General features: G+C 38.2%; 31 protein-coding genes. 7 read left to right on the top strand and 24 right to left on the bottom strand.

Features of this window, described 5'->3' with window-relative positions:
* Positions 1-5: 5 nt before the first annotated feature.
* From cysI to ACIQ2D_RS17625, 7 genes are all read right to left on the bottom strand, one after another.
* The gene (gene cysI / locus ACIQ2D_RS17655; RefSeq protein ID WP_402866318.1) at positions 6-1,754 is read right to left on the bottom strand and encodes an assimilatory sulfite reductase (NADPH) hemoprotein subunit; all 1,749 of its coding nucleotides are present in this window, start codon (positions 1,752-1,754) and stop codon (positions 6-8) included.
* A 16-nt stretch (positions 1,755-1,770) separates the two neighbouring features.
* Positions 1,771-3,555, bottom strand: a complete 1,785-nt coding sequence (locus ACIQ2D_RS17650) for an assimilatory sulfite reductase (NADPH) flavoprotein subunit (protein WP_402866316.1) — start codon at positions 3,553-3,555, stop codon at positions 1,771-1,773.
* A gap of 33 nt (positions 3,556-3,588) precedes the next feature.
* Positions 3,589-3,738: a DUF2292 domain-containing protein gene (locus tag ACIQ2D_RS17645; RefSeq protein ID WP_402866314.1), complete on the bottom strand. Its 150-nt coding sequence runs from the start codon at positions 3,736-3,738 to the stop codon at positions 3,589-3,591.
* 24 nt (positions 3,739-3,762) lie between these two features.
* Positions 3,763-4,485 carry a sirohydrochlorin chelatase gene (locus tag ACIQ2D_RS17640; protein ID WP_402866313.1) on the bottom strand — a complete coding sequence of 241 codons (723 nt, stop codon included), beginning with the start codon at positions 4,483-4,485 and terminating at the stop codon, positions 3,763-3,765.
* Between the two features lie 11 nt (positions 4,486-4,496).
* Positions 4,497-5,273, bottom strand: a complete 777-nt coding sequence (gene cobA, locus ACIQ2D_RS17635) for a uroporphyrinogen-III C-methyltransferase (protein WP_402866311.1) — start codon at positions 5,271-5,273, stop codon at positions 4,497-4,499.
* 652 nt (positions 5,274-5,925) lie between these two features.
* Entirely contained in the window at positions 5,926-6,102 is a 177-nt protein-coding gene (locus ACIQ2D_RS17630) for a uroporphyrin-III methyltransferase (RefSeq protein ID WP_402866310.1), read from the bottom strand.
* Between the two features lie 73 nt (positions 6,103-6,175).
* Complete coding sequence (locus tag ACIQ2D_RS17625) at positions 6,176-7,684, bottom strand: leucyl aminopeptidase (protein WP_402866308.1); 1,509 nt, start codon at positions 7,682-7,684, stop codon at positions 6,176-6,178.
* Between the two features lie 125 nt (positions 7,685-7,809).
* Here ACIQ2D_RS17625 and ACIQ2D_RS17620 point away from each other — a divergent pair, with 125 nt between their 5' ends.
* Positions 7,810-8,292, top strand: a complete 483-nt coding sequence (locus tag ACIQ2D_RS17620; RefSeq protein ID WP_402866306.1) for a divergent PAP2 family protein — start codon at positions 7,810-7,812, stop codon at positions 8,290-8,292.
* A gap of 34 nt (positions 8,293-8,326) precedes the next feature.
* Here ACIQ2D_RS17620 and ACIQ2D_RS17615 read toward each other — a convergent pair whose 3' ends face one another.
* From ACIQ2D_RS17615 to ACIQ2D_RS17600, 4 genes are all read right to left on the bottom strand, one after another.
* Positions 8,327-8,656, bottom strand: a complete 330-nt coding sequence (locus ACIQ2D_RS17615; RefSeq protein ID WP_402866304.1) for a YuiB family protein — start codon at positions 8,654-8,656, stop codon at positions 8,327-8,329.
* Positions 8,657-8,812: 156 nt separating this feature from the next.
* Positions 8,813-9,310 (bottom strand): NUDIX hydrolase, encoded by a 498-nt coding sequence (locus ACIQ2D_RS17610; protein WP_402866302.1) that lies wholly within the window; start codon positions 9,308-9,310, stop codon positions 8,813-8,815.
* Between the two features lie 302 nt (positions 9,311-9,612).
* The gene (locus ACIQ2D_RS17605; protein WP_402866395.1) at positions 9,613-10,827 is read right to left on the bottom strand and encodes an NAD(P)/FAD-dependent oxidoreductase; all 1,215 of its coding nucleotides are present in this window, start codon (positions 10,825-10,827) and stop codon (positions 9,613-9,615) included.
* 89 nt (positions 10,828-10,916) lie between these two features.
* Positions 10,917-11,357 (bottom strand): MarR family winged helix-turn-helix transcriptional regulator, encoded by a 441-nt coding sequence (locus ACIQ2D_RS17600; protein WP_402866300.1) that lies wholly within the window; start codon positions 11,355-11,357, stop codon positions 10,917-10,919.
* 149 nt (positions 11,358-11,506) lie between these two features.
* Between ACIQ2D_RS17600 and ACIQ2D_RS17595 the strand changes: the two genes are divergently transcribed.
* On the top strand, positions 11,507-11,998 hold the full coding sequence (locus ACIQ2D_RS17595; protein ID WP_402866299.1) for a CarD family transcriptional regulator: 492 nt from the start codon (positions 11,507-11,509) through the stop codon (positions 11,996-11,998).
* 185 nt (positions 11,999-12,183) lie between these two features.
* Positions 12,184-12,600 (top strand): pyrimidine dimer DNA glycosylase/endonuclease V, encoded by a 417-nt coding sequence (locus tag ACIQ2D_RS17590; protein ID WP_402866298.1) that lies wholly within the window; start codon positions 12,184-12,186, stop codon positions 12,598-12,600.
* A gap of 219 nt (positions 12,601-12,819) precedes the next feature.
* Here ACIQ2D_RS17590 and ACIQ2D_RS17585 read toward each other — a convergent pair whose 3' ends face one another.
* Positions 12,820-13,224: a HesB/IscA family protein gene (locus ACIQ2D_RS17585; RefSeq protein WP_402866296.1), complete on the bottom strand. Its 405-nt coding sequence runs from the start codon at positions 13,222-13,224 to the stop codon at positions 12,820-12,822.
* A 155-nt stretch (positions 13,225-13,379) separates the two neighbouring features.
* Between ACIQ2D_RS17585 and ACIQ2D_RS17580 the strand changes: the two genes are divergently transcribed.
* The gene (locus ACIQ2D_RS17580; protein WP_402866295.1) at positions 13,380-14,066 is read left to right on the top strand and encodes a DUF2225 domain-containing protein; all 687 of its coding nucleotides are present in this window, start codon (positions 13,380-13,382) and stop codon (positions 14,064-14,066) included.
* A gap of 53 nt (positions 14,067-14,119) precedes the next feature.
* Here ACIQ2D_RS17580 and ACIQ2D_RS17575 read toward each other — a convergent pair whose 3' ends face one another.
* Positions 14,120-14,356: a NifU family protein gene (locus ACIQ2D_RS17575; protein ID WP_010857481.1), complete on the bottom strand. Its 237-nt coding sequence runs from the start codon at positions 14,354-14,356 to the stop codon at positions 14,120-14,122.
* 83 nt (positions 14,357-14,439) lie between these two features.
* On the opposite strand from ACIQ2D_RS17575, the gene ACIQ2D_RS17570 reads away from it, so the two are divergent.
* On the top strand, positions 14,440-14,775 hold the full coding sequence (locus tag ACIQ2D_RS17570) for a YuzD family protein (protein WP_402866293.1): 336 nt from the start codon (positions 14,440-14,442) through the stop codon (positions 14,773-14,775).
* A 180-nt stretch (positions 14,776-14,955) separates the two neighbouring features.
* Here the strand turns inward: ACIQ2D_RS17570 and ACIQ2D_RS17565 are convergent, their stop codons facing one another.
* Positions 14,956-16,023 carry an NAD(P)/FAD-dependent oxidoreductase gene (locus tag ACIQ2D_RS17565; protein WP_402866291.1) on the bottom strand — a complete coding sequence of 356 codons (1,068 nt, stop codon included), beginning with the start codon at positions 16,021-16,023 and terminating at the stop codon, positions 14,956-14,958.
* A gap of 229 nt (positions 16,024-16,252) precedes the next feature.
* Here ACIQ2D_RS17565 and ACIQ2D_RS17560 point away from each other — a divergent pair, with 229 nt between their 5' ends.
* Positions 16,253-16,489, top strand: a complete 237-nt coding sequence (locus tag ACIQ2D_RS17560) for a YuzB family protein (protein ID WP_402866290.1) — start codon at positions 16,253-16,255, stop codon at positions 16,487-16,489.
* A gap of 55 nt (positions 16,490-16,544) precedes the next feature.
* Here the strand turns inward: ACIQ2D_RS17560 and ACIQ2D_RS17555 are convergent, their stop codons facing one another.
* Positions 16,545-17,303 carry a TIGR01457 family HAD-type hydrolase gene (locus tag ACIQ2D_RS17555; RefSeq protein ID WP_402866288.1) on the bottom strand — a complete coding sequence of 253 codons (759 nt, stop codon included), beginning with the start codon at positions 17,301-17,303 and terminating at the stop codon, positions 16,545-16,547.
* Positions 17,300-17,755, bottom strand: coding sequence for a DUF86 domain-containing protein (locus ACIQ2D_RS17550; RefSeq protein ID WP_402866286.1), 456 nt, complete (start codon positions 17,753-17,755; stop codon positions 17,300-17,302). Before ACIQ2D_RS17550 ends, ACIQ2D_RS17555 begins: the two co-directional genes overlap by 4 nt.
* Before the next feature lie 88 nt (positions 17,756-17,843).
* On the opposite strand from ACIQ2D_RS17550, the gene ACIQ2D_RS17545 reads away from it, so the two are divergent.
* Positions 17,844-18,110 (top strand): DUF3055 domain-containing protein, encoded by a 267-nt coding sequence (locus ACIQ2D_RS17545; RefSeq protein ID WP_402754410.1) that lies wholly within the window; start codon positions 17,844-17,846, stop codon positions 18,108-18,110.
* Between the two features lie 205 nt (positions 18,111-18,315).
* Here the strand turns inward: ACIQ2D_RS17545 and ACIQ2D_RS17540 are convergent, their stop codons facing one another.
* The 8 genes from ACIQ2D_RS17540 to sufB form a co-directional block, all read right to left on the bottom strand.
* The gene (locus tag ACIQ2D_RS17540; RefSeq protein ID WP_402866284.1) at positions 18,316-18,660 is read right to left on the bottom strand and encodes a YutD family protein; all 345 of its coding nucleotides are present in this window, start codon (positions 18,658-18,660) and stop codon (positions 18,316-18,318) included.
* A gap of 38 nt (positions 18,661-18,698) precedes the next feature.
* Positions 18,699-19,622 (bottom strand): lipoyl synthase, encoded by a 924-nt coding sequence (lipA, locus tag ACIQ2D_RS17535; protein WP_402866282.1) that lies wholly within the window; start codon positions 19,620-19,622, stop codon positions 18,699-18,701.
* A 94-nt stretch (positions 19,623-19,716) separates the two neighbouring features.
* The gene (gene yunB / locus ACIQ2D_RS17530) at positions 19,717-20,514 is read right to left on the bottom strand and encodes a sporulation protein YunB (RefSeq protein ID WP_402866280.1); all 798 of its coding nucleotides are present in this window, start codon (positions 20,512-20,514) and stop codon (positions 19,717-19,719) included.
* A 23-nt stretch (positions 20,515-20,537) separates the two neighbouring features.
* Positions 20,538-21,647: an HD-GYP domain-containing protein gene (locus ACIQ2D_RS17525; RefSeq protein WP_402866278.1), complete on the bottom strand. Its 1,110-nt coding sequence runs from the start codon at positions 21,645-21,647 to the stop codon at positions 20,538-20,540.
* A gap of 42 nt (positions 21,648-21,689) precedes the next feature.
* On the bottom strand, positions 21,690-23,054 hold the full coding sequence (locus tag ACIQ2D_RS17520; protein ID WP_402866276.1) for a bifunctional metallophosphatase/5'-nucleotidase: 1,365 nt from the start codon (positions 23,052-23,054) through the stop codon (positions 21,690-21,692).
* 231 nt (positions 23,055-23,285) lie between these two features.
* A complete protein-coding gene (locus tag ACIQ2D_RS17515) occupies positions 23,286-24,107 on the bottom strand; it encodes a sulfite exporter TauE/SafE family protein (RefSeq protein ID WP_402866275.1) in 822 nt (273 codons plus the stop codon).
* Positions 24,107-24,964: a DUF72 domain-containing protein gene (locus ACIQ2D_RS17510; protein ID WP_402866273.1), complete on the bottom strand. Its 858-nt coding sequence runs from the start codon at positions 24,962-24,964 to the stop codon at positions 24,107-24,109. The genes ACIQ2D_RS17515 and ACIQ2D_RS17510 overlap by 1 nt, the downstream gene beginning before the upstream one ends.
* A gap of 120 nt (positions 24,965-25,084) precedes the next feature.
* Positions 25,085-26,482, bottom strand: a complete 1,398-nt coding sequence (gene sufB, locus ACIQ2D_RS17505) for a Fe-S cluster assembly protein SufB (RefSeq protein WP_402866271.1) — start codon at positions 26,480-26,482, stop codon at positions 25,085-25,087.
* Between the last annotated feature and the right edge of the window lie 18 nt (positions 26,483-26,500).

The raw sequence follows: 26,500 nt of genomic DNA, 5'->3' as shown, positions 1-26,500 counted from the left end.
TAATTTTAACAATTCTCGGGAATCACTGTTAAGGATTGATTATGAAACTGTCGACCATCATACACCGCTTCTACATAGCCCAGACGGATAACAAAATCACCGAAATGCTCACCCTCTAAACGATCTTTTGCAAAGTGTAGAAGAATAGGACGAAGCTCTGCTAGAATTTCCTCTTCCCCGATATTCTCACGGTATATTTTGTTTAAACGATTACCCGTAAAGCTTGCACCAAGATACAAATTATACTTCCCTGGTCCTTTGCCTATAAAGCCGATTTCGCCCATGGCTGCACGCGAGCAACCATTTGGACAACCAGACATACGAATGACAATTTCTGTGTCATGTAGACCCGCTTCATCAATAATTGTATCAATCTTTGTGATGAGCGACGGCAGGTAACGCTCCGCTTCAGCCATAGCTAAACCACAAGTTGGTAAAGATACACAAGCAATCGCATTTCGACGAAGTGCTGAATAGTGCGCACCATCTGTTAACTTATATTGTTCAATAATAGCAGAGATTGCGTGCTTCTCCTGCGACGATACATTACTGATCATTAGATTCTGATTTGGTGTTAAACGGAAGTCACCTGTATGTACTTTTGCAACTTCTCGTAGACCAGTTAGAAGCTTGTAATCCTCAAAATCTTTAATACGACCATTTTGGATGAATAATGTGTAATGCCATTTATCATCAGCACCTTTAATCCAGCCAAATTCATCTCCTGTACGTTCAAAGGTAAACGGACGTGCAGGCTGAATTTCCCAACCAAGTCGACGATGCAATTCGGTATTAAACCATTCAAGACCACGAGCATCAATTGTATATTTAAAGCGCGCATTTTTACGCGACGAACGATTACCGTAATCGCGTTGAATCGTAATAATTTTCTCCGCTGTTTCAAGTAACTTATCTGGTGTTATAAAACCAATCAAGCGAGATAATTGTGGATACGTTTCATTATCACCATGCGACATACCCATACCACCACCAACCGCTACGTTAAAACCAACTAGCTTACCTTCTTCCACAATCGCAATTAGACCAATATCCTGTGAATACACATCGACATCATTACTTGGTGGAATAGCAATACCAATTTTAAATTTACGTGGTAGATATTGCGCACCGTAAATCGGTTCGATTTCTTCGTCTTGGCTATCAACAATTTTTTCTCCATCTAACCAAAGCTCATGGTATGCACGCGTTCTTGGCAGTAAATGCTCACTTAACTTTGCTGACCAGTTGTAAATTTCCTCATGCAACGCCGACTGGTTTGGATTAACGTTACACATTACATTTCGATTGACGTCTCCACATGCCGCAAGAGAATCCAGTAGTATGTCATTAATTTCCTGCATGTATTTTTTGACGTTCCATTTTAAAATACCGTGAACTTGGAAGGCTTGACGTGTCGTTAACTTTAATGAACCATTACCATACTTTGTAGCCATTTCGTCCATTACAAGCCATTGTGCAGCAGTTGCAGCTCCACCTGGTGTACGCACGCGCACCATGAATTGATAGGCAGGTTCTAGTTTTTGGCGTTGACGTTCATTACGAAGATCACGATCATCCTGTAAGTAACTGCCGTGGAATTTCATCAGACGATTATCATCTTCTGGAATTCCTGAACTTAATGGATCATTCATTGTGCGTTCCAGTGTACCTCGCAGGTAATTACTTTCGGTTTTAATCCGTTCTACATCACTAGGTGTACCCGCCTGTGGGGGTAAAATGATTTTATCAGTCATTGTTCTCGCTCCTTCATTAATAAACGTCACGTTGGTAGCGTTTTTGTTGTTTTAACTCATTCACAAAGGCTTTTGCCTCTTCAGCAGTTTTTTGACCTTGTTGTTCAATAATACGTTGTAAAGTTTTATCGACATCAGCTGCCATCGTTTTTTCATCACCACATACATAGATCACGGCACCTTGCTCAAGCCATTCGTAGATAGTTGTGGCATGTTCCTCGATTTTATGTTGGACATACACTTTTTTATCTGTGTCGCGTGAGAAGGCTACATCCATATGCGTTAATGTATCTGATGCTAGCCAGCGTTGCCAGTCTGTTTGGTACAAGAAGTCCGTCATAAAGTGCTGGTCACCGAAGAATAGCCACGACTTTCCGTTGACACCAAGTTCCTCACGCTCCTCTAAAAACGCTCGGAATGGCGCAATCCCCGTACCTGCACCAATCATAATAATGGGTGTATCCTCTTGTTCTGGAAGTCTGAAATTCGGATTTCGATGAACGTAAATTGGCAATGTGTCGCCCACTTGAATGCGTTCTGCAATGCTACCAGAACATACACCATGACGTACTCGACCATTTGTTTCATAACTCACCTTACCGATTGTTAAATGCACTTCTTCATTATTCGCTTTTTGACTGCTCGCAATTGAATAGAGACGTACCGGAATTTTTCGTAATAACTTAGCAAATTGCTGTGCATCCCATGTAAACGGAGCGAAGTCTTGCACAACATCAAGCAAATCACGCCCATACACATACTCTTTTCGAGCAGCATCATCTTCAAGTAGTTTAGAAAAATCTTTATGCACTGTGTACGCACTAATTTTTTGCAACAATGGCTTCGATAAAACAGTGATTTCTACCTTTTTCTGTAATGCTTCTTTTAACGATAACGTCTCTTCAAATACTGTTACCTTTTCTTGACCATCAAATTGCAATGCTGTTAGTAGCGCATCTACTAACGATTCTTCATTTTCCGGATGAATGCCGATGCTATCTCCAGGTTCAAAATTAAAGTTAGCTCCTTCAATAGCTAGCTCGACATGATACGTTTCTTTGTTTGAGCCACGGCCATTTAAATTGATATTTTCCAGTACCTCTGCATAGTATGGATTTTTGCGAGAGTACGTAGATTCTCCTTGTACCACCGCTGTTTGCTCAGGTACTATCTCGTCATTTGTACTCTGTAGTAGTTCCTGCTGTACAGTTGAGAACCACTGCGCTGCGGGCTCGTCGTATTCTAAATCACAATCTACACGCGGGGCGATGCGAGTTGCGCCTAAATTTGCGAACTGTTCATCAAAATCTTGCCCTGTTTTACAGAAAAATTCGTACGAACTGTCACCTAGTGCCAACACCGAATAATGAAGATGATCTAATTTTGGTGCACGCTTACTGTGTAAAAATTCGTAAAACTGGATAGCTTGATCTGGCGGCTCACCCTCACCATGCGTACTAACAACCAGTAATAGGTTCGTCGTTTTCTTTAAATTATTGGGCTTAAATTTTGCTAAAGACGCGATTGTTACTTCCACATCATTTTGCTTTAATGTGGCTGCATATTTTTCAGCTAGCCCCTGACTATTGCCTGTTTGAGAGCCATATAAAATCGTTACCGTTTTAGTAATCGGTGCAACAGCTGGTGGTACTTCTTCTACAATCCCATCAATCGTTGCTTGCGGTGCACTTAAATAACCATTCAACCAAAATTTTTGTTCTACGGTTAATTTAGGAAGAAGCTCATTTAAAAGCTTCACCTGATCCTCACTAAATGGACTATTAATTACTTGCAGTTTCAAACTTTGCCACCTCACAAATGATCTGTCTAAAAATTATCTTAGACGAATTTTTTCTTTCTTCTCGATTTGCACTACATAGGAATTCTGTATAATTAAAGTAATGGAACCATGGCTCACTGTCTTTAAAATTTCCCGGACATTATTTAATGCTAGATTTATATTTTCCTGCTTTTTATCTACCATTATTAATCACCTACTCTAAAAATTTTAGAGCGCTAACACCTCATGTATTCGCTCCAGTAAAACTCGTTTAACATTGTCGTCATACCCCAAGCTTTCACATAAGATAAAGTTCGATTCCTCATAGCCTACTAATCTCTTGGTAATTCCCTGTCTCAATAAACCTGTAAATAATAAATACGGCACAATAAAAACGCGACTTTGCATATGCCTTTCTTGCTGTAGCCACTCCTCAAAAGTAGGACCTGCTCCATACAAGAAGCATGTATCCACTGTTGTGTGGGAATATTTGTCACCCAACCTTGCTGCAATGGTGGCTAAATCTTGTTTTACTGCCGGATCACTACTACCACGTCCAATTAGTAAAACACGTGCACCTTCATTTGGTACTTGTGTCTCGACGATACGGGCTTGAAGTGTATCAATCAATAACTCATGCACACCTAATGGCTCTCCGTATGTAAATCGTATGTTTGGAAACAGTGCTTTTGCCTGCTCTACCTCTTCCGGAATATCTTCTTTTGCATGCTTAGCAGCCAATAGTAAAATCGGAACAATCGCAATTGTAGTAGCACCGCGTTGAACACAGGTTTCTACCCCTAGCGCAATCGTTGGTTGTGCTAACTCTAAAAAACAGATTTCTTGAATGGGTGTGTCAACTTCTTGTTGCACACGCTGAAGAAAAGAAATGGCTTGCTCCACACCAGCCTTTACGCGACTTCCATGTGCGATATATAAAATGGCTTGCATGAAAACACTCCTTAAATTGAAATTTCTTGTAGCTGAGACTGAAGATTCGTTTGCTCAAACCATTGAATCTTCTCGCGTAATGCAACAACTTCTCCGACCAATATCATGCTAGGGTTTTTTATATTTTCACGCTGAGCTACATCTACAATATTGGCTAAGGTACCAGTAATCGTTTTTTGTTTAGTAAATGTTCCCCAGTGGACAAGTGCTACTGGCGTTTGTTCGTCACGCCCATATTTGAGTAGTTGTTGACGGATATATGGAAGATTCCCAACCCCCATATAAATCGCAATCGTATCGATACCTTTCGCTAGACTTTCCCACTGAATTGAATCGTCTTTTCCCTCTCGCATATGCCCAGTGACAATTGCAAAGCTTGAGCTTAGATCACGATGTGTTACAGGAATTCCCGCATAAGCTGGTGCTGCTATTCCAGAAGTAATACCAGGTACAATTTCAAACGGTATGCCATGCTCTGCAAGCACCTCTGCTTCTTCGGCCCCTCTTCCGAAGACAAATGGGTCACCCCCTTTTAATCTTGTGACAACAAGCCCTTGCTGCGCATAGTGCACAAGTGATTGGTTGATATTCTCTTGAATCATGGCGTGACGATTTGGTAGCTTGCCACAAAAAATCAGTTTTGCATCCTTTTTTGCATATGCTAATAAATCTTTATTAATAAGTCGGTCATACAAAATGACATCTGCAGCCTCAATACAACGCAAACCCTTTACTGTTATAAGATCCACATCTCCAGGACCTGCACCGACTATATAAACTAATCCCATACTTCCACACTCCTTTTAGCCTCATATGTTATTACTTGAAGCGAGGCTTCTCTAGAAGGACAAAAAGAGGCCCCCATTATCCACAAAGGCTACGTAATGCCTGCGAATAATAAGAGCCTCTAGTTATCTAGTCAGCCGAGTTATTTTGAATCCTTAGTAATATACTAAGAATAATATACAATTTAGTATATTCTGTCAACACTTGATTTACCACATTAAAAATTTTATTAAATGAATGACTGATTCCCCTTCGTTTTTCGGATCACTTCTCTCATGAAAGGAACATTCCCCTACATTTCGGATTACTGAACAGCTGACCTGAATGCCTAGACTTCAATAAAAAGTTATACTCTCTAATTTATGTTTATTTAAGAGAAGTGGGGTTGCCATTTTAAATAAAGCATTTGTTGATTGGAGTGGAGCCAGCGTGACTCCTTGGGGATCAGCGTCACAGATAAGACCCTGGAGCGAGCATAGCGAGTGAAGCGGCTTATCGGACGCCCCCAGGAAAGCACGCTGGCGTAACGGAAATCAACCACTAGTATTGGTGATGAACCTTATTCTTTCAAAAAAATATCCAACCAGTCACCGATATACTACCGGCAAATGATTGGATAATTGTATATATATTTTCCCGTAAGCTATGATGCTTTTACCACGGTCTACGATATGGCTGATAATATGGTGGTCGATTATGATAATATGGGTAGTTCGGGTAATTTTGATAGTACGGATATCGATTGAACTGTTGACCTAGAAAACTGCCTAAAAATCCGCCAGCAAACGGCACACCAAATGGTAATAAGAAGCCTCCTGGATATCCAAACATAGGTATCTGTTACCTCCCCTTTTTACTCTATCGTATGAAAGAAAGTACATATACCGCGTGTACATCGCCTACCTTATTTTTCTTCACCTAATCGTTGGATAAAGCTTGCTAATGTGCGCACCATTACACCGGTACCACCTTTAGGTCCTAAATCATGCGCAGTCGTAGCGTCAGATGTACCAGCGATATCTAAGTGAATCCAAGGTGTATCTCCTGCAAATTCGCCAACAAATCCGCCGCCGAAAATCATATGACCATCTCGACCCGGTGAGTTATTTAAATCCGCTAAATCAGATTTACGAATGCGCTTTTTATCACTTTCAGTTAAAGGCATACGCCATACGAATTCACCTGTTTCTTTTGATGCTTCCATAAATTTAGCAAAGAACATATCATTATTTGAAAGTGCTCCGGTTTTATCCATGCCTAGCGCTGTAATGACACCACCTGTTAATGTAGCAATGTCAATGACAGAAGTAGCCCCTTGTTGTTTTGCATACGTCATAGCATCTGCTAGCACTAGGCGACCTTCCGCATCCGTATTTAAAACTTCGACTGTTTTGCCACTATACGTTGTAATGACATCATCTGGTTTAAACGCCATACCAGACACCATGTTATCCGTAGAACCGATAACAGCTACGACGTTTTTCTTTGGGCGTAATTCACCGATAATTTTCATAGCACCAAGTACTGCTGCTGCGCCACCCATATCGCCTTTCATGCCAACCATTGATGCTGGTGGTTTCAATGAGTAACCGCCTGTATCATAAGTGACACCTTTTCCTACTAGCCCGATTGGATCTGCAAAATCATCAGTCGCTCTATATTTTAATGTTATTAAGCGTGGTTCTTCCGTTGAGCCTTGATTGACGCTTAAAATCCCGCCCATACCAATCTCTTCTAATTGCGCTTTATCTAAAATTTCAACTTCAAATCCATATTTATGTGCAAGAGCCTCCGCATAATTTGCTAAGTCTGTAGCTGTCAAAAGATTAGGCGGCAAATTAATTAAACAACGCGCTTCGTTCACAGCATCCGCATAAATGACACCAACCTCGAAGCTTGCAACAACTGCATCTAAATCTTCTGACTCTGTCACAAGGTACACATCATCAATACGTGTATCGATTTCATTTGACGTTGTTTTATAATGAGGAATTGAATAATATCCAAGCCCCATACCTTCACCCGCTAAATATGCCACATCTGTTACTTTGATTTCTTTGGTTGCAAATGATTCCATCCAAATCGAATAGTCCTTTACTTTAAGTGCTTTTAATTCTTTTCCAACCAAGCCAAATGCTTCGCGTAAATGCTCTTCTGTTAACGTTTTCTGATCGCCAAGACCTACGAACAGAACACGTTTAAGTGCCATATGCTCTTTAATGAAAGGTAATTTCGTAATTTTTTTAAGTCCAGTTGATACATCGCCTGCAAAAATCCAAGACTCAATCGCTTCTCCATAAAATGATGTGAAACTTGCCCAATTGTGCATTTGTTCTCGATGTTTTTGGACCCCTACGATTAGTAATTCCGTAGAAATCGTTTCAAATGTTTTTGCCTCTTTTATAATGCGCATGTAAATTCCCCCAATCACTATCCCTTATTATACCAAACCCTTGAAAATGATCGAAAAATTTAGCCCCGCCTTTTTTTAGAAAATGACGAATGTTATACTATAAGTAATCCTACTTAAAGGTTGTGATGACAATGGGCTTACTTCAAAACACTCCTTTACTGGTTGCCCTCTTTTCAGTTATTTTCGCACAATTTGTTAAAATTCCTATCCACTTTTTAATGACGAGACAGTTGAATTTTGCATTGTTCACTTCAACTGGTGGTATGCCTAGTTCACACTCTGCGTCAGTAACTGGACTGACAACCGCTATTGCTTACGAAACGGGACTGGATTCTCCCATTTTTGCAGTAGCTGCCATGTTCTCTTTTATCGTGATGTATGACGCAAGTGGTGTACGCTATCAAGCAGGCCAGCATGCAGTAATTTTAAATCAGCTACGTAAGGATTTCCAAACGCTTGTAAAAGACATTAAAGATTGGCCTAAAATGGGTGGCGAAGAGAAGCTTGAAGAGTTAAAAACATTGCTTGGTCATAAGCGAAGCGAAGTATTTTTCGGAGCTTTGACAGGAATATTTATAGCCGTCATCACTTATCAATTCGTACTATAAAAAAGGTGCCTTCGCAAGGAAGGCACCTTTTTTATTAGAACATGCGATAACCATTTTTTCGTAAAATCTTCATCACAATACCAGCAACAATTGCACCAGCAAATCCACCTGATAAAATAGCAATATCTACAATTTGTAGCGCTTGCAATTTATCTAAAAGTGCTGGAAATGCAGATCCTGGTTTAAAAATATAATCTAAAAAGCTTACATCATCAACAATAAAGACAACAACGATTGGATACACAACCGCCATTAACCACGTCATTCGCAGTAACATATTCAATAAGAATCCGATACCGAAAAACATGACGAAAAATAACACCACCGAAATGATTAACTGTACTAATGAAACTGGACCATCCATGTATGTATAACCTCCGTTTTCCTCTCACTAGTCTACATGATACAAGCAGCACTTTCAATGAACAAGCCCTTGATTTCACTAGTTTTCCATATTTATATAATTAGAAAAAAGCTACCGTAAAAAACAAATTGTGCATGCATTTCTCCACCCTATAAATCATTTTCTAAAAAATAATTTATACGAGGAATAGCCAAACACATCGCCCGGATTAATGCCATTGATCATTTCCAACTGATGCTTTTCAAATTGGTTGGACACCATTTCTTTCAGCATAACAGATGTCATTTCATCTTGTGCAAGCTCCTGTGGAAACAACCATCTTGCTTCAAGTAATTCATCTTCTTGTATAAATAATGGCTGTTCTTCATCTCTCATTCGACAATAAAAGATAGCCATGTTGTCACTGATTTCATCGCGAATAACGCCTGAGCGGAATCCAATTAAACCAGACACAAAACAATCAATGCCTGTCTCTTCTTTTAATTCCCGTAAAACTGCATCATCAACGGTTTCTCCCTCATTCACAAAACCAGCTGGTAAAGACCAACGCCCTTTTAATCCACTATAGGCTTTTTTTACAACGAGCCATTGCCCAAGTTCGTTGACAACTACACCCGCTACCCCTAACCAAACCTTACCTCTTTCTTTTCTCATCTACCTTCACCTCTATCTAATGATTATAACTTCTTGATATGTATAATTAGAATAATAAATTCAGAATTTTAAGATCAAATGACGAGAAATAAAGAATGTTATTTTTGATATACAGGTAAAAAACCCGCGTAGACTCCTGCGGGAAAAGCAAGAGCACGAGACCCAGCAGGGAGCGTTAGCGGGCGATGCGGCTCGTGCCTTGCCCGCGGAAAGCGTAGCGGGTTTTTACCATATAGAAAGCTAATTGTTATGCTTTGAAAAGACTTTTTGGACAGCCTTTATTTGTGAAATTATCTATTCAGTTAAAGAAATTTAAACTTCCCTTTTTTCGCAACTAAGCTTGGACCACCGACTAAGAATAACGCGCGGTTATCAATAACCTTCTTTAGTGCAGCTGCAGTTTTACCTGTGAATTTACGTCCAAGTGCATCGCCTATCGCGTCATTATGACCAAGAGAGCAAACAGAACCTTTTAATTCTGGAACGAATACAACAGTTTCTTCACCTTTCATCAAATGCACGATGTTTTTAGCAACCACAACTGCCTGCTGCATCGCAATTTGGGCAGTTGGTGGATATGGACGATCTGCTTCCTCATTAAATAAGAATGCGCAATCTCCTACTACAAATACATCATCGAAGCCAGGCGCACGCATATCTTTCTCTACACGTACACGCGCACGATTATTTTCAATACCAGAAGTTTCGATTAATTGATTGCCTCTAACACCTGCCGCCCATACGACCGTTCGCGCCTTCACAAATTTGAATTCCTCTTCAGTAACTTTAATCTTCACGCCTTCTGGAGTCGCTTCGACAACAGGTGTGCCTATAGAAAACTCAATACCTTTTTTCTTTAACTGTGCTACAGCATATTCTACAAGCTCTTCATCAAATCCAGGTAATACCATTGGTGCTGCTTCCACACATAGGATACGTACCTTCTCTTGAGGAACATTAAATTCCTTACACAGCGTTGGAACACGATTACCAAGCTCTCCTAAAAACTCAATACCTGTAAAGCCTGCACCACCAACAACAAATGTAAGCTTGCTATCATCTTTTTCTTCATCTAATGACCAACTCGCGAATTGGTATTCAATATGCTCACGAACATCACGTGCAGCATTTAAGCTAGTAAGTGATAGGGCGTACTTATCTAAACCTGGGATACCGAATGTTTCACCTTCAAAGCCAAGACCAATAACTAAATAATCGTAGGTCATGTCCCCATCAGTAGTAATCACTTTTTTCGCTTGCACGTCGATTTTCTGTACTGTTGCCTTCACAAAAGAAACCTTACTATGGTTGACCACATTTGAAATATCGTAGCGAGCTTTCGATTCAGCAATCGTACCAGCAGCAGCTTCGTGCAACCATGTAGTTTCATAATGATAATCATTTTTGTTTACTAATACGATATTTGCCTCATTCGCACCTAATTGTTTCTGTAAATTTACTACCGTCGTGAGGCCACCGTAGCCAGCACCTAATACTAAAATCGTCGGTCTAGTCATCGACATCTTAACCACCTTTAACTTCTCTTTCGCAAAAACCTAACTAATATATAGTAGTTTTTGTTTATAGCACCTATCTTATACGGGTTTTACGCCTCTAAACGCTCCATACCCCAATCTAGCTTTAATATATTTTTCAGATTCGTCACTTGCTCTTCTCCAATGACATTAACTAGCTGCTGTTCAATCTCAATCTTTAGAAGCTTATTCTTTTCATAGCACTCTTCACCGAACTTAGTCATACGAATCGCTTTATGCTTTTTACTATGTTCTACATTAGTGACCTCTACTAATCCTTTTTCCTGCAATCTTTTAATAAATTTATGAGTTGCCTGTCGAGAAATATCAACGCTTTTTGTGACATCTGAAATAGTTGGTCGCTTTTTATAAATTCTCGCTAAAATATACCATTCCGAATTGGAAATATAAATTTCATTATGTTCATTCCACTTATCTTCAACCAGTCGATGAAGTATAGCGTGACGTTCACTCAACAAATCAATTACATCAAGATTCTGTAATTCCATCATCAACTAGTCCACCTTCACTTCATATTTTTTCGTAACAACTATACAAAAAAATATACGAATCGTCAACTAAGTTGACAAAACACACCTAATTGCTCTATAATTAAATTAGTCAACTAAGTTGACAATATTGTTTGATGGAGGGACCTTACATGTACAATGTTGGCGACGTAGTCATTTATGCAGCACATGGTCTTTGTTCTATTGAAGATATCTGCGAACAAACCTACAGTGACATTACGCAAACCTATTATGTTTTGCAACCACTAAATGATTCAAAATTAACAATCCGCACCCCTACTGACAATGCTAAAAAACAGCTAAGAGACATTATTGATAAAGAAGAAGCAATCAAGATTTTAGAATCATTTACTTCTCCTGGTGTTGAATGGCTTGATCAAAATACACATCGTATGAAACTTCATGTAGAAATTATTAAGTCTGGAGACAGACAAAAGCAAGCGAGCCTTTTGAATACGTTAATGCGTAAAAAGTTAGAATATATTTCTATTGAAAAAAAATTCCCGCAACAAGAAGAAAAGATACTTCAATCTTTGCAGGAAATGATATTTTCAGAGTTCTCCATTGCACTTGATAAACCATCTGAAGAAATTTATGAATACGTATTAACACAAATTCATTAAATAGCTCCTTACGAGTACATAAAGAGGCCACAATTAATTAAAAAAATTGTGGCCTCTTTCATATTCACCAAATCGCAAACTTCGGGTACGTTGGTTCTTTTCCCTTTGCACTATTGTTTATTTTATTACATACGCATAATATACTATTTTCTAGCAACTACTGAACTATTGAGGAGGCATTATCCATGCGTTTATGGCATACAAATTTAATTCCCTTTTTACCAAAAGGACAGCTTCTTTCCCAGTGGCGTGAGCTTAACAGTATTTTCGTAAAAGAGGACAAACATATATTAATTAATTATATTTACGACTATCCCAAAGATGATTTATATATGTATACAGAGAAAATAATTGAGGAAATGAAAAATCGTGGATATAAAATCCGTACAGTCGATAAAATGGAGCGCTATTTTGCTGAATTAAATGAAATAAAAGCTGTAACGCCTTTTAAAGAACATCATAATGACGAGTATTTAGAGATTTGCTATTACAATTTAAAGGAAAAGTATATTCGTGGACAAAAAGATTTTGATTCCACACTTTTCCAAAACCTCGAATCATATTTTTCAGAAAAAAAGTATGATTTGGATAATATTTCTTAATAGCCATTTTACCAAAAGTTGTCCATTTCTTTTCTTTGCCACCATATAAAAAAGCCTCTTTGATTTATCATGTTTTGCAACATCATAAATCTAAGAGGCTCGTTAGTCACAACCCTTTTAGACTAATCTGGGGTTGTTATTATACATTTTTTAGGATTGTGTACATTCCTATTTTAGCTGAAAATCATATTCCTAGAGATACTCTATGATCAACGCCAATCAGTCGCAAACTTCCGGTGATCCTTCACGTTTTGCTGCTTTAAAGCTTGAGCCACAGCCACATGAAGCAATGGCGTTCGGATTATCAATTGTGAATCCTCCGCCCATTAGCGATTGTTTGTAGTCGATTTTCGTTCCCGTTAAAATAGGCGCATCTTCACGGGTAACAAGAACAGTCAAACCATGTTGCACATCTTCTAAGTCGTCATCCATTTTTTCTTTATCAAAATGCATGCCGTATGAAAGGCCGCTACAACCACCGCCTTTTACAACCACGCGTAAGTAAGAACCTTGTTCTTCATTATGCTCCATCATTTCGTGAATATGAAAGACGGCTGCTTCTGTTACTTCTACTACTTTTTGCAAACTTGTCAACCCAATCACCTTCTTTCTTATCAATATCATATCAATTTTGTCTATTGAATGGCAATTATTCGGCTTGTCATCTATTTATAGTAGTCATCCATTTAACTTTCCAATAATTAGTCATTTTTATTCATGCTTCTGAAACTATAGTTGGTATAATAGTTATATAATCGTTAATGAAAGAGGTATAAAATATGGAGATTTCACCTTATTATGAAAAAAATGTTCAATGCGTTAATTGTAAAAAAGAATTTCCAACACTTAAAGTACGCTCTAAATTCATCAAAGTTGAACATACTGAAAGCGATTTCCAACCGATTTATGCCGATAATGTCAATGCACTATACTATAATGTATTCGTCTGTGAACATTGTGGCTTCTCATTCACAGAAGATTTTTCCAAATATTTTGCGCCAGGTGTACAAGATCATATTCGCACGCAAATAACAGAAAAATGGGTCCATCACGATTTTAAGGGTGAACGTACAGTTTTTCAAGCAATCCAAGTTTATAAACTAGCATTTATCTGTGGCACGATTAAAAAAGAGAAATTTGTCGCAACAGCCGGTCTAGCACTTCGTTTAGCTTGGCTTTACCGCTCATTAAATAATGAAGGTCAAGAGCAACGTTTCTTAAAAATTTCTCGTGATCATTATATGGACTCTTATTCAAACGAGGATTACAGCTCTACACAAATGTCGGACGTACGTATTATGTACATGATCGCTGAACTTTCACGACGTATCGGCGATATGGAAAATTCGACACGCTTCTTCTCAAAAGTGATTGAAAAACAAAACCTGGGTGGCGAAGCGAAAATTATCGAGATGGCTAAAGAACAATGGGCAATCATTCGAAAAGAGAAAACAAATCAAATATAATCTAAAAAAAGTTCTAGCCCTTAATGAGCTAGAACTTTTATTTATAAGTGCAATTAGAATACTTGCTCTACTTCAATAATGCCTGGTACTTCTTCTAATAATGCACGTTCAATACCTGCTTTAAGTGTGATTGTAGAACTTGGACAACTCCCACATGCACCCAATAGACGTAATTTTACAATACCGTCTTCTACATCTACTAATTCGCAATCCCCACCATCGCGTAGTAAGAATGGACGTAATTTATCTAATACTTCTTGAACTTGGTCGTTAATTGTTGCTTCTGCCATTTTATCTCGACTCCTTTCCTTATAATGATTATAATGTTAGCAACAGAAAAAATCCAATATAGAATCACGAGGAGCGGAAATACATGGAATACACTAAACCATCCATCGAAATTTATGGGACAGCGATTATTTGCGCCAGCTGTGTCAATGCACCATCTTCTAAAGATACATATGAGTGGCTACAAGCTGCTATTGATCGTAAGTATCCAAAGCAAGCGTATGATATCCGTTATGTCGATATTGAAGGTCCAATTGAGAATGAACGTGATGCGGACTATGCCGCACGCATCCAAGATGACGAATTTTTCTATCCACTCGTACTTATTAATGATGAAGTAGTCGGTGAAGGCTATGTGCAATTAAAGCCAGTGTTCACTGCTCTTGAAAATTTAGGCTTCACTCCTGATGAAACTGTTTAACACTAGTATATGAGAAAGGGAGACTGCTTACCACAGTCTCCCTTTCTTCTTTGTCTATAAGCTAATGTAGCGCTCTGTAACGTACCTAAACGTGCTTGAATCTCACATGATACATTCACATGACATTTTTCGCAACAACTGCCTGTGGTGGTTACAAGGGCGATTTAGCACAACTATTTATTAATCGTTTTGATATTTATACATCCACAGTAAGCCAGATTTCATCAGACGTGCAATACGCCCTGTTACTGTTGTATCTGCTAAGTATGCAAACCCTTGCTTTTTACCTAGTGATCCCATGAAGCCTTTTAATTTAATGTCTGGCATTTTCTCTGGTAGATGCTCACCTTTCCAGCGCATACGCAGTACTTTGACAACATGTTCTGCTTGTTCTTCTGCAAGTTGCGCACTTGGTGCAAACGTAGAAGAGGCACAGTCTCCAACAACATATACATGCTCATCATCTGGAACGTTGAAGTATTGTGTTACTATTGGGCGACCTTGACGATCTTTTTCCACTTCTAAATCACGAACGATTTTTACAGGTTGCACACCTGCAGTCCAAACTACAGCATCCAAAGGTATTTCATCTTCGTGATTAAAAATTTTACCTGGTTCTACTTTTGTAATATTAGATTCTGCAATCACATCGACGTTATGTTTGATGAACCATTCTTTCACGTATTTACTTAACTTCTCTGGGAAGTCTTTTAAAATACGTTGTCCACGGTCAAATAATTTTATATTTAAATCTGCGCGACTTTCACGTAGCTCACTAGCAAGCTCGATGCCACTTAACCCCGCACCGACAATACCGACAGTAGAACCCGATGGCAGTCCACAAAGTGCATTAAATGTCTGACGTGACTTAGCAATTGTCTGAATGCTATACGAGTGCTCCTCTGCTCCAGGCACATCATGGAATTTATCCTCACAACCAAGCCCAATAACTAAATCATCATAATCAATACGCTGTCCGTTTTCTAAAATAACCACTTTCTCTTCACGATTAATCTCGATAACTTCACCGTATACAGCTGTTAAACGTTCATGTTCAGGGAAACTCACACGGATTTCTTTATCTGTTGAAGTCCCTGCTGCAAGTGCGTAAAACTCTGTTTTCAAACTATGGAAAGGTGCTCTGTCTACCAGCACAATCTCCGTGTCTAATGGTAAATTATTCGGTAATAGACGAAGCATGACACGCATATTGCCATAGCCGCCCCCTAAAAGTACTAATTTCCCCATAATAATCTCCTTTGATGTGTCTCATTATAATTGTTCACAAAGTATCCACAATTGAGTATACCCGATTGTGAGATGTTTCACAATATAAGAATTGCATTTTGTGAAACTTTTCACAAAACTGAGAATTTCTAATCAAAATAGACGAACTACTTCACTTTTAATACAAAAAACATACGTTGTTGACGAACGATTCAAAACCGAGTAGCATAACAAAGGTGAGGTGACACGTATGAATCCAATGGTTGAATTTTGTATTAGCAACTTAGCAAATGGCTCGCAAGAAGCGTATGAAACACTTGAACGCGACCCAAATATCGACGTTTTAGAATATGGCTGTCTTAGCTACTGCACAAAATGTTCGGAATCCTTTTACGCCGTTGTTAATGGTGATCTTGTAGAAGCTGATTCGCCTGCAGAGCTAACAAAAGCGATATACCAATATATCGAAGAAAATCCCTTATGGTGATTTTTTAAACATAAAAACGGTTGTCACATATCATACGTGACAACCGTTTCATTTGTTATTTGTCTAATAATGTTTCCAGTAAATAAGTTGGCTGATACTCTTTTTCTAAAACCGCAGCTGTTGGGGTTACACCAGTATTGACATGGATTGTATCACAACCATAACGAATGCCACACATAATATCCGTGTCATAATTATCCCCTACCATTACCATATCACCTTTTTCAAAGCCATGATCTTTGGCAATTACCTCAAGCATGGCAGGCGATGGTTTTCCCATATAAAGTGGTTCAACACCAGCTACATCTCCTACTAAACGTGCAAATGAGCCATTACCTGGCACAAATCCTTGCTCAGTTGGAAATTTAACATCTGGATTTGTCGCGATCAATGTCGCGCCATTTTGGATAGCAATCGTTGCTTTCGCAAGCTTTGTATAGTCAATTGTACGGTCAATGCCCATCACAAATACATCTGGATTATCTTCTGTAATGGCTATATTTTCATCTAATAGCGCTGAACGCAGGCCATCAGATCCTATCATCGCCACTTTTTTACCAGCATAATTTGTCGCAATGTACTTTGCTGTTACAAGTGCACTTGAATAAAAATGATCTAACGGCGCCTCAATACCAATTGCTCGTAACGCTTCTTGTAATTGTTCTCTTGTTTTTGAAGAGTTATTTGTCACATAAAAAGGTTCGATTCCTTGTTCTTGCAAGCTGTGAATAAATGTAATCGCAGAAGGAATTCCTTCTTTCCCACGGTAAACTGTGCCATCAAGATCAAAACAATAAGCCTTATATGTTCTCATTTATGAGCCCCTTCTGGCAAAAATGCCGAAACAGGTCCTAGTTCATTTGTTAAGTAATCATTCACAGCGAGTGGGAATTGCTTTAACGTAGGAAGGCTCGATTTTAACACATTAACAACCTCATGAATGTCTACATTTATAAATTCTCTGACAAGCATTTTACGTAATCCGACAACTGCTTTTAATGGTGCTTCCATGTCGACTGTTACAACTTTTTCATCGACTAAAATATCAATAATATCCTCATAGCTACCTGGGTCACGCATAATAAAGCCATCAATCATCAAATTGCCAACATCCATCATTGACTCCATAATGTTATGACCAATACGCTCAATTGCAAGTTTTGATATATCGTTTTGTAGCCAATTATTGTCTGACTCCAAAATAGCAAGTAGCCCATCTAAGTACTGTAAATTTTCTGTGATTTTATTACGATCTACAAAATACACAAGGTATGCCCCCATTCAAATCAATTAAAGTTGATAGTCTTTTCCCTTCTATAGTACCATAACAATAGAACTGGAAGGTGATTAAAAGATGGAACGTTTTTTCTTATATGATGATGTAGAAGATACAAAAACACGCTTCGTAAGCTTTGCTGGTGAAAAGCTACGCTATGATTTAGCGATTCTACAATCAAGCCGTTTTTTCGGTAAAGTACTTGTCATGGACATTCAATTTGGTCGCTTCGCCATTATCGGTGCAGATGATGTAGAAGAACCTGGCTATCTCGAGCATGTATACAACCGCTCCGAGGAAGAAACTGTAGAGCTACGTGAATATTTACGCGAATTACTAAGCTAATAGACTAAAAAACATCCTTATCATTCATGGTATAGGATGTTTTTATGTGTGTGAAATCGTTTATCACCCTGGTTATGGATATTGTCGCCAATAATTCGAAATTTATCACCCATAAATATAAATTTATCGCCCACTTCTTCAAATTTATCGACATACACCTTACAAACAAAAAACCTGATGCTAAAATCACATCAGGTTCTACTACTTATTCTGTTACTTCTGCAGGCTCCGTCACTTCGGTTACTTCTACTGTTGTTTTTTCTGGTTGTTGCATAACTTTCCCAACTTTTCGTAAGACAAAATAAGCGCAGCCAAAATTACAATACTCGTATAAGTAATCTTGAAGCGTGCTAATTTTTGTATCAAACGTAGATTTTTGATTTTTATCTTCAAAAAATCCTTTTAGACGTAATTGGTTATAGCCCCAATCCCCAACGATATAATCGTATTTTGCTAAAATATCCGAATAGCGCTCCTTTAATACTTCTTCTTGAAAAGCTTCTCGGTAATCATTAATAAGTTCATACTCATATCCTTCAATGATAATCAAAGTGACACCACCTTTCTATATATACTCTTATCTTCTCGTTAAACTTCTGCTTGCAACTGTCGTGCTTTCGTTGCCTCATTTACTTGCTCATCCGCGTGATAACTACTACGCACTAATGGACCTGCCTCACAATGCTTGAAACCTTTTTCCATCGCAATTTTACGCAGCTTGCCAAACTCTAAGGGTGAATAATATTTTTTTACGGCTAAATGCTTTTTCGTCGGCTGTAAATATTGACCGATTGTCATAATATCTACGTTATTTGCACGTAAGTCATCCATTACCTCTAAAATCTCGTCATGCGTTTCTCCTAATCCAATCATCAATGAAGATTTTGTTGGAATAGTAGGTTGCATTTCTTTTGCCAAACGTAAAAATTCTAATGATCGATCATATTTGGCACGTGCACGAACTCTTGGCGTTAATCGACGCACCGTTTCTATATTATGATTTAAAATATCTGGTTTTGCATCCATTAACATCTTAAGGTTTTCCTCAATACCACCAAGGTCAGAAGGTAATACTTCGACTGAAGTTAGTGGGCTTTTACGGCGAATCGCACGCACTGTTTCTGCTAATACTTCCGCACCGCCATCTTTTAAATCATCACGAGCTACCATTGTAATTACAACGTGCTTTAAGTTCATAATAGCAACTGAATCTGCTACACGCTCTGGTTCTGCAAGGTCTAACTCATTTGGTAAGCCTGTTTTTACAGCGCAGAAACGACAAGCACGTGTACATACTGAACCTAAAATCATCATCGTTGCAGTACGACGTTCACCCCAACACTCATGAATATTTGGACAGCGTGCTTCTTCACAAACTGTGTGAAGATTCTTTTCTCGCATGAGCTTCTTAAGCCCTTTATATTCGTCGTTTGTATTTAGTTTAATTTTTAACCAATCTGGTTTTCTTAAATGCTCTTCTTTTTCATTGCTTGTAGGTTTACAAGATGTCATACGAATATCGCCCCTATCGAGTATTGGTACATTTCAAAAAGTCATCACTGTTGTCAATGTATCACATTACACGCACTGCAACAACTAGCATTTTCTATTCCATCTTTAATGGGACCTCAAGCGATGGCTGAGGCGCATCACTGCCATTCGTATAGATATTTGGTACCGGGCCTCTCGTTAAACCCATTGCTACAGGAATACTCTGTGCAACAGAGGCAGATTTACTTGCAAAAGGCACAATAATTTGTACGTTAACTTTTAAATTAATCCATACCTCCACAAACGCGCTATTAATACCAAATTCTTTAATATTTGATGTCACAGTACTATGCACATTACCAATGATATGAAAGCGAATCGGAATTTTCGGACCCAAATTTCCGAGTAATGGAAGATTCGCTGCTTGCCCAAGCGGTACAAAAAACACAATCCCGTCACCCTCTTCGATTTTGCCAACATCATATTCAACATTCTCTAACTCTGGTAAATGAGTTAAATCGCCTTGCTCAGCCTGCGCTAAATAGTTTTTTACTAAACCTTGTATTTCCGCTTGTACCCGATTTATAATGTCAGTATTAAATTTTACTGTAACCGTTTCTGCCGAGCCTGCAGGTAATTCTTCAATAATGTCATTCACATCTAAAACACTTGATGTACGAGAACTAATAGCTTCATTGACAACATAAGATGCAATTTTATCTGTTTGTACCTCCGCATATTGTAAGTAAGTCGGCATAAGACTTTCATTTAAAACATATAAAAATAACAGCATACATACAATAAAACTTACTAAAAGAATCGTAAGACGGTTTGAATTCTTAGATTTCCTACTATTTTTTCTTAATTTCATCCTTTTTCGAGGGAAATACAAAAAAATCTCCTCCTGTTCCATAACGTATGAACAGGAAGAGAAAATTATTCAAAAGCTGCAGGAACAAGGTAATCAGTTTCAACCTTTACAATAAAGACAGTTGGATAATCTGCCAAATTAATTTCATATGTAGCTGGTAATAGTTCATCATTTTCTTCAAAAATTCGGATCCAAGGCAATATCGGATCGAGGGAATCTTGTTTCGATACGATACCCCGACGTCCATCTGACAATTTTAAGATTGCGCCATTTGGGTAGTGTACGACGGCTTTCTTTAAAGCATTGACGATTTTCGGGTCATAAATTGTGCCAGAACCTGCTTCAACAATCGCTAATCCTTGTGATGGGAGCATTTTTTCACGATATACACGATTAGTCGTTACTGCATCGAAGACATCTGCAACACCGATAATTTTCGCAAAGGGATGAATTTCAAAATCTACTAATCCACGGGGATACCCACTTCCATCAATGCGCTCGTGATGCTGGAATGCACAGTGCGCCACTAGTAATGAAATAGTATGTAAATTTCGCAAGACATCAAAACCATAACGTGTATGCATTTTCATTGTTTCAAACTCCTCATGCGTTAACCGTCCTGGCTTCGTTATTATCTCCTTTGGCACCATAATTTTTCCGATATCATGCAATAAAGCACCAATACCAATAATACGTAAATCTTCTGCCGAATGCCCTAATTCTTTGGCAATTGCAATTGAATACAAGGTCACTTGAAACGAATGCTGATATAAATACTCATCAAACAAATATGCATCGGCCAGCACGGTTAAAATTTCGTTACTACCCGTCACTGCCAGCAACAATTCATCAACAATAGAGACAATCTCTTTCGATTTTTGGTCGAGCACATAAGATGCACTAGCCGTATTTAATCCATTCAAAGACTGGAAAGAGTTTTTTATGGTTGAGATGGCTCTATTTCGAACAATTTGTGGAACAGTATCTTCTACCTCAATCCCCTTCGAAATCTCATCGTCAATATATAAATAATGCGTATGTAATTGTTGAAGTCTGAGAATAATGCGTTCGTTAATGACTACTCCCTTTTTCAAAAGGGGGTGTCCCGCCTCATTCCAAATAGTTCTTCCTAACACCATTCCATCTTTTAATACATCGATTGAAATTAATCGCATGACCTCTTCCCCAATCTATTATTAAAGCTTGTTTTCTTGCATTCATTTAAATACTTTTCGTCCGTAATCCCTCATAATATTACGTAAAAAATCAGGCATGATATATTTTTTCTTCGCATATTTAAAACTCGGATAAAAATAACCAAACGTAAATAAATCTAGCGTTACTAACTTATAGGTGCGGGTGGCATCTGCTATTTCTCCATTTATGAGTAGTTGTCGATCGTCATTCATTGAAAAACCATACAATAACATCTTACCAAATATGACACCCCTGAAGCCTAGCCCTTTTAATTCTATGAAAGGCCATTCCTCATTTTTTGATTGCAGCAAAATTTCCTTTAATTCCATAACAGATAATTCAATAGTACATAAATTAATAGGATGTGGGAAAATCTTATGCAAATCAAGAGCAGTCACGGTTCCTTTAGGAAGTCCGTCCAAAAAAATGCCCGCATTAAACAATGCACAATCCGCATCGCTTTTTTCTAGAATTGCCTGCGCAAATAAATGTGAAAGCTGTGAGTAATGAAACCACTCTTTATTAAATGCTTGCGGTGTTGTAAAAACAGGTACATTTAGTAACCGTTCTCCCTCTTGCTCTAATGACGACAAAAACATATCCTCATTTTCGATAGCGGGTAAATCTCTATTCTGAATTAAATTGTCTGTTTTTCCAATAAGTGTGCATGTATCTTTATCATATTCTAAAATGAGGTGTCCTGTAAACTGTCCAAATTTGCCCCCACCTGTCAGTAATACACCATTTACCCTTTTTCCATTCGACAAGATATGATGCGTATGCGAGCCAAAAATGACATCAATCTCAGGACATTCTTCTGCTAGCAATTCATCTTCAGTAATTCCTAAATGTGACAAACAAACAACAATATGTGCTTCTTTACGAAGTTGATGCGCTAAACGAATCATCGCACTTCTTGGTTCATCAATATCCCAATCTAATTCTTTATAGAACGCCTCAAACATAGCAGTCGCTGCTATAACAGCTATTTTTGTACCATGCTCGGTTGTCAATATGACATATGGCTTCATCCAAGCCGGGTTATTCCCATTAGTCGCCTGTAAATTTGCAATAACCACATCAAAATTAGCTTCATCATATAAATGATAAAGCTCTTTGTGTGATAATGTTATACCTTCATTGTTCCCAAGTGTCACAACATCATATTGTGCTTCATTTAATAGGGCCACATTTCCTTTACCAATTGTTGCATCAGTATATATATTTGAACGATCTAAATGATCGCCAACATCAAATAAAAAACTTGTTTCACCTCGAGCTGCAAATTCTGCCCGTTTCTTTTTCACAAAGCTTTGCATACGTGGCCAATACATAAAATGACTATGCAAATCATTCGTGTGAAAAATATGAATTTTTTCTAGCATTTAAGCCACCTCTTCTTTCCAATCAATTATTCCTCGGAGTAATTGTACCTTCCGCTGACACTTCGCTTTCACGCACAAAACATTTGCTGCTGACGCTTCGCTTTCGCGCATAAAACATTTGCTGCTGACGCTTCGCTTTCGTGCACAAAACATTTGCTGCTGACGCTTCGCTTTCGCGCATAAAACATTTGCTGCTGACGCTTCGCTTTCGCGCATAAAACATTTGCTGAATTAAAATAAACCGTCCCATATTGAACGAATTCCCAGTAATAATAAAATAATTCTTAATGCAAATATAAGTGTATCTGACTTTATTTTTTTATTTAAAGCAGCACCTATTTTAGCGCCAATGTACGCTCCCGGAATGACTGGAATTGTATACACCCACGGTACATTCCCTAAATAAATATGGCTAGCTGAGTTTACTAACGATGATAAAAACACCATGAACATCGAAGTTGCAACTGCCACATGTGGAGGGAATAAAAATAGAATAATCATTGCTGGTACAAGCATTGAACCACCGCCAATGCCAAACAAGCCTGATGCAAAACCAATTGAAAACGTCAGTAAAATGGCAAACCAAATCGGGTATCCATAAACGTAATCTTTCCCTTCTACATCAGTAAATTCCCGTTTAACACCATTTTTCACAAACCATTTTACTGGTTTTAACTTGTCTCGTACAAGCAATATTATCGATAATATAATAAGCAAAATGCCGAAATATAGATTAAAGGATGGTAAATCTAACCCTTTATTGATCCACGCACCTAAAATAGTACCTGGTATACTACCTATAAAAAAGATAAAGCCACTTTTATAATCGACCGTTTTCGTTTTCATGTAACTTATTGTTGAAGCTAGTCCTGTAAAAATCATCATCACTACAGATAATCCTACGACCTTCTGTGGTGTCAAATCAGGAATCATACCTAAATTTAAACCGATAAACAAGGTAGCTGGCACTAAAATTGCACCGCCACCTAATCCAACAAGTGCGCCCACAATACCCGAACAAAGCGCAATAAATACTAAAAGAATAAATTCCATTATAATTCCCCTTCAAACATTTTTAATTGTTTCGGTGCTAAACCGTCATCCTTTATGGCTAAAATAGTTTGCAATTCCTTTGCATTTTTTGCCGCATGATGACCAGAATTATTATTGAACAATACAAAAAGCTCCTCGGTTTGCGATTGAAGCTTCATTATATTTTGCCCAATTTGTTGTAATTCTTCCCTATTGTAATCATATAAAAAGCGAACTTTGCGCCAATTTTCGGTATTCCCTGTATTACGCCAACCATGAATATTACGCCCATGCATACGAATCAAGGCTTTTTTTGCCGTAGCTACAGGATAAAATGGTACGGAACCAACACCTGCCTGTGGTTCATCACAAATCGTATGAATAAATTTATTGTCGCGTAGAAAATCTATTGTTTTCTCTCGCACATTTTCTGCGTACCACGTTTGGTTACGAAATTCTATCGCTACATCAAAATTCTTCAATTGCTGCCTTACATATATTAAATACTGCACATTTTTCGCCTGACAATCGAACCACGGAGGAAACTGTGCAAGCACCATTGCTAACTTACCGTGTCGCCTAAACTCATTGGCACTCTCGATAAACGTCTGAAACATATCATTTTTCGTCTCAAATGGAATATCACTGCGTAAATGCCCAGTCATCCCTTGATATGCCTTTAAGATAAAGCGGAAACTGTCCGGTGTACTTTCACACCATTTCCGTACATTACTGACCGATGGGATTGCATAAAATGATGTATCTACCTCCACAGCTAAAAAATGACCAGTATAATCAAATAATTTGTCCTTTGAAGCAGTCACTTCACTATACAGCGAAGGATGATCGCCCCAACTTGTTAATCCTACTCGAATCAAGTGACTTCCTCCTTTATGTAACATTATCATAGCATATACTCTCAAAATACGAATGCCCACTCCACAAAAAAATGCGACTAAAGCTAATGTAGCTCTAGTCGCATTTCTATCAACGAAAAATCAGCCGATAGAACCTTCCATTTCAAACTTAATCAGACGGTTCATTTCTACTGCATATTCCATTGGTAATTCTTTTGTAAATGGCTCGATGAAGCCCATTACGATCATTTCTGTCGCTTCTTCTTCAGAAATACCACGAGACATTAAGTAGAATAATTGTTCTTCTGATACTTTTGAAACTTTCGCTTCATGCTCTAAAGAAACATTATCATTTAACATTTCATTGTATGGGATTGTATCTGAAGTAGAATCGTTATCCATGATTAATGTATCACATTCAATGTTTGCACGTGCACCGCTTGCTTTAGGACCGAAGCGCACTTGACCCATATACGTTACTTTACCACCTTGTTTAGCAATCGATTTTGATACGATTGTTGAAGATGTATTTGGCGCTAAGTGGACCATTTTCGCACCAGCATGTTGATGTTGTCCTTTACCTGCTAAAGCGATCGATAACGTCATACCACGAGCGCCTTCACCTTTAAGGATACATGCTGGGTATTTCATTGTTAACTTAGAACCGATGTTACCATCAATCCATTCCATCGTACCGTTTTCTTCAACAACTGTACGTTTTGTTACTAAGTTGTAAACATTGTTCGCCCAGTTTTGAATCGTTGTATAACGGCAGTATGCATCTTTACGTACAATAATTTCTACTACTGCTGAGTGTAAAGAGTTTGTTGTGTAAACAGGTGCTGTACAACCTTCAACATAGTGTACAGAAGCGCCTTCGTCTACAATAATTAGCGTACGTTCGAATTGACCCATGTTTTCAGAGTTAATACGGAAGTATGCTTGCAGTGGAGTTTCCACTTTTACGCCTGGTGGTACGTAGATGAATGAACCACCTGACCATACTGCTGAGTTCAATGCTGAGAACTTGTTGTCAGAGTAAGGAATAACTGTACCCCAATACTTTTTGAAAATATCTTCATTTTCACGAAGAGCTGAATCTGTATCTTTGAACACGATACCAAGATCTTCAAGCTCTTGTTTCATGTTGTGGTAAACTACTTCAGATTCATACTGAGCAGATACACCTGCAAGATATTTTTGTTCTGCCTCAGGAATACCTAATTTATCGAAAGTAGCTTTGATTTCTTCAGGTACTTCATCCCAAGATTTTTGTGTTGCTTCAGACGGTTTTACGTAATACGTAATTTCATCGAAGTCTAAAGAGCCAAGATCGCCACCCCATTGTGGCATTGGTTTTGCATAGAAAGTTTCAAGAGATTTTAAGCGATACTCAAGCATCCACTCAGGCTCTTGTTTCATATTTGAAATTTCACGGACGATTTCTTCAGTTAAACCACGTTTTGAACGGAAAATCGATACGTCCTTGTCATGGAATCCGTATTTGTAATCGCCAATATCAGGCATTTTTTTAGCCATTATTTCTCCTCCGTTCAT

Origin of the sequence: Lysinibacillus sp. NPDC097287 (assembly GCF_044761695.1) — a bacterium.
Taxonomy (GTDB): Bacteria; Bacillota; Bacilli; order Bacillales_A; family Planococcaceae; genus Lysinibacillus.
This window is presented reverse-complemented; position numbering and strand designations above follow the sequence as displayed.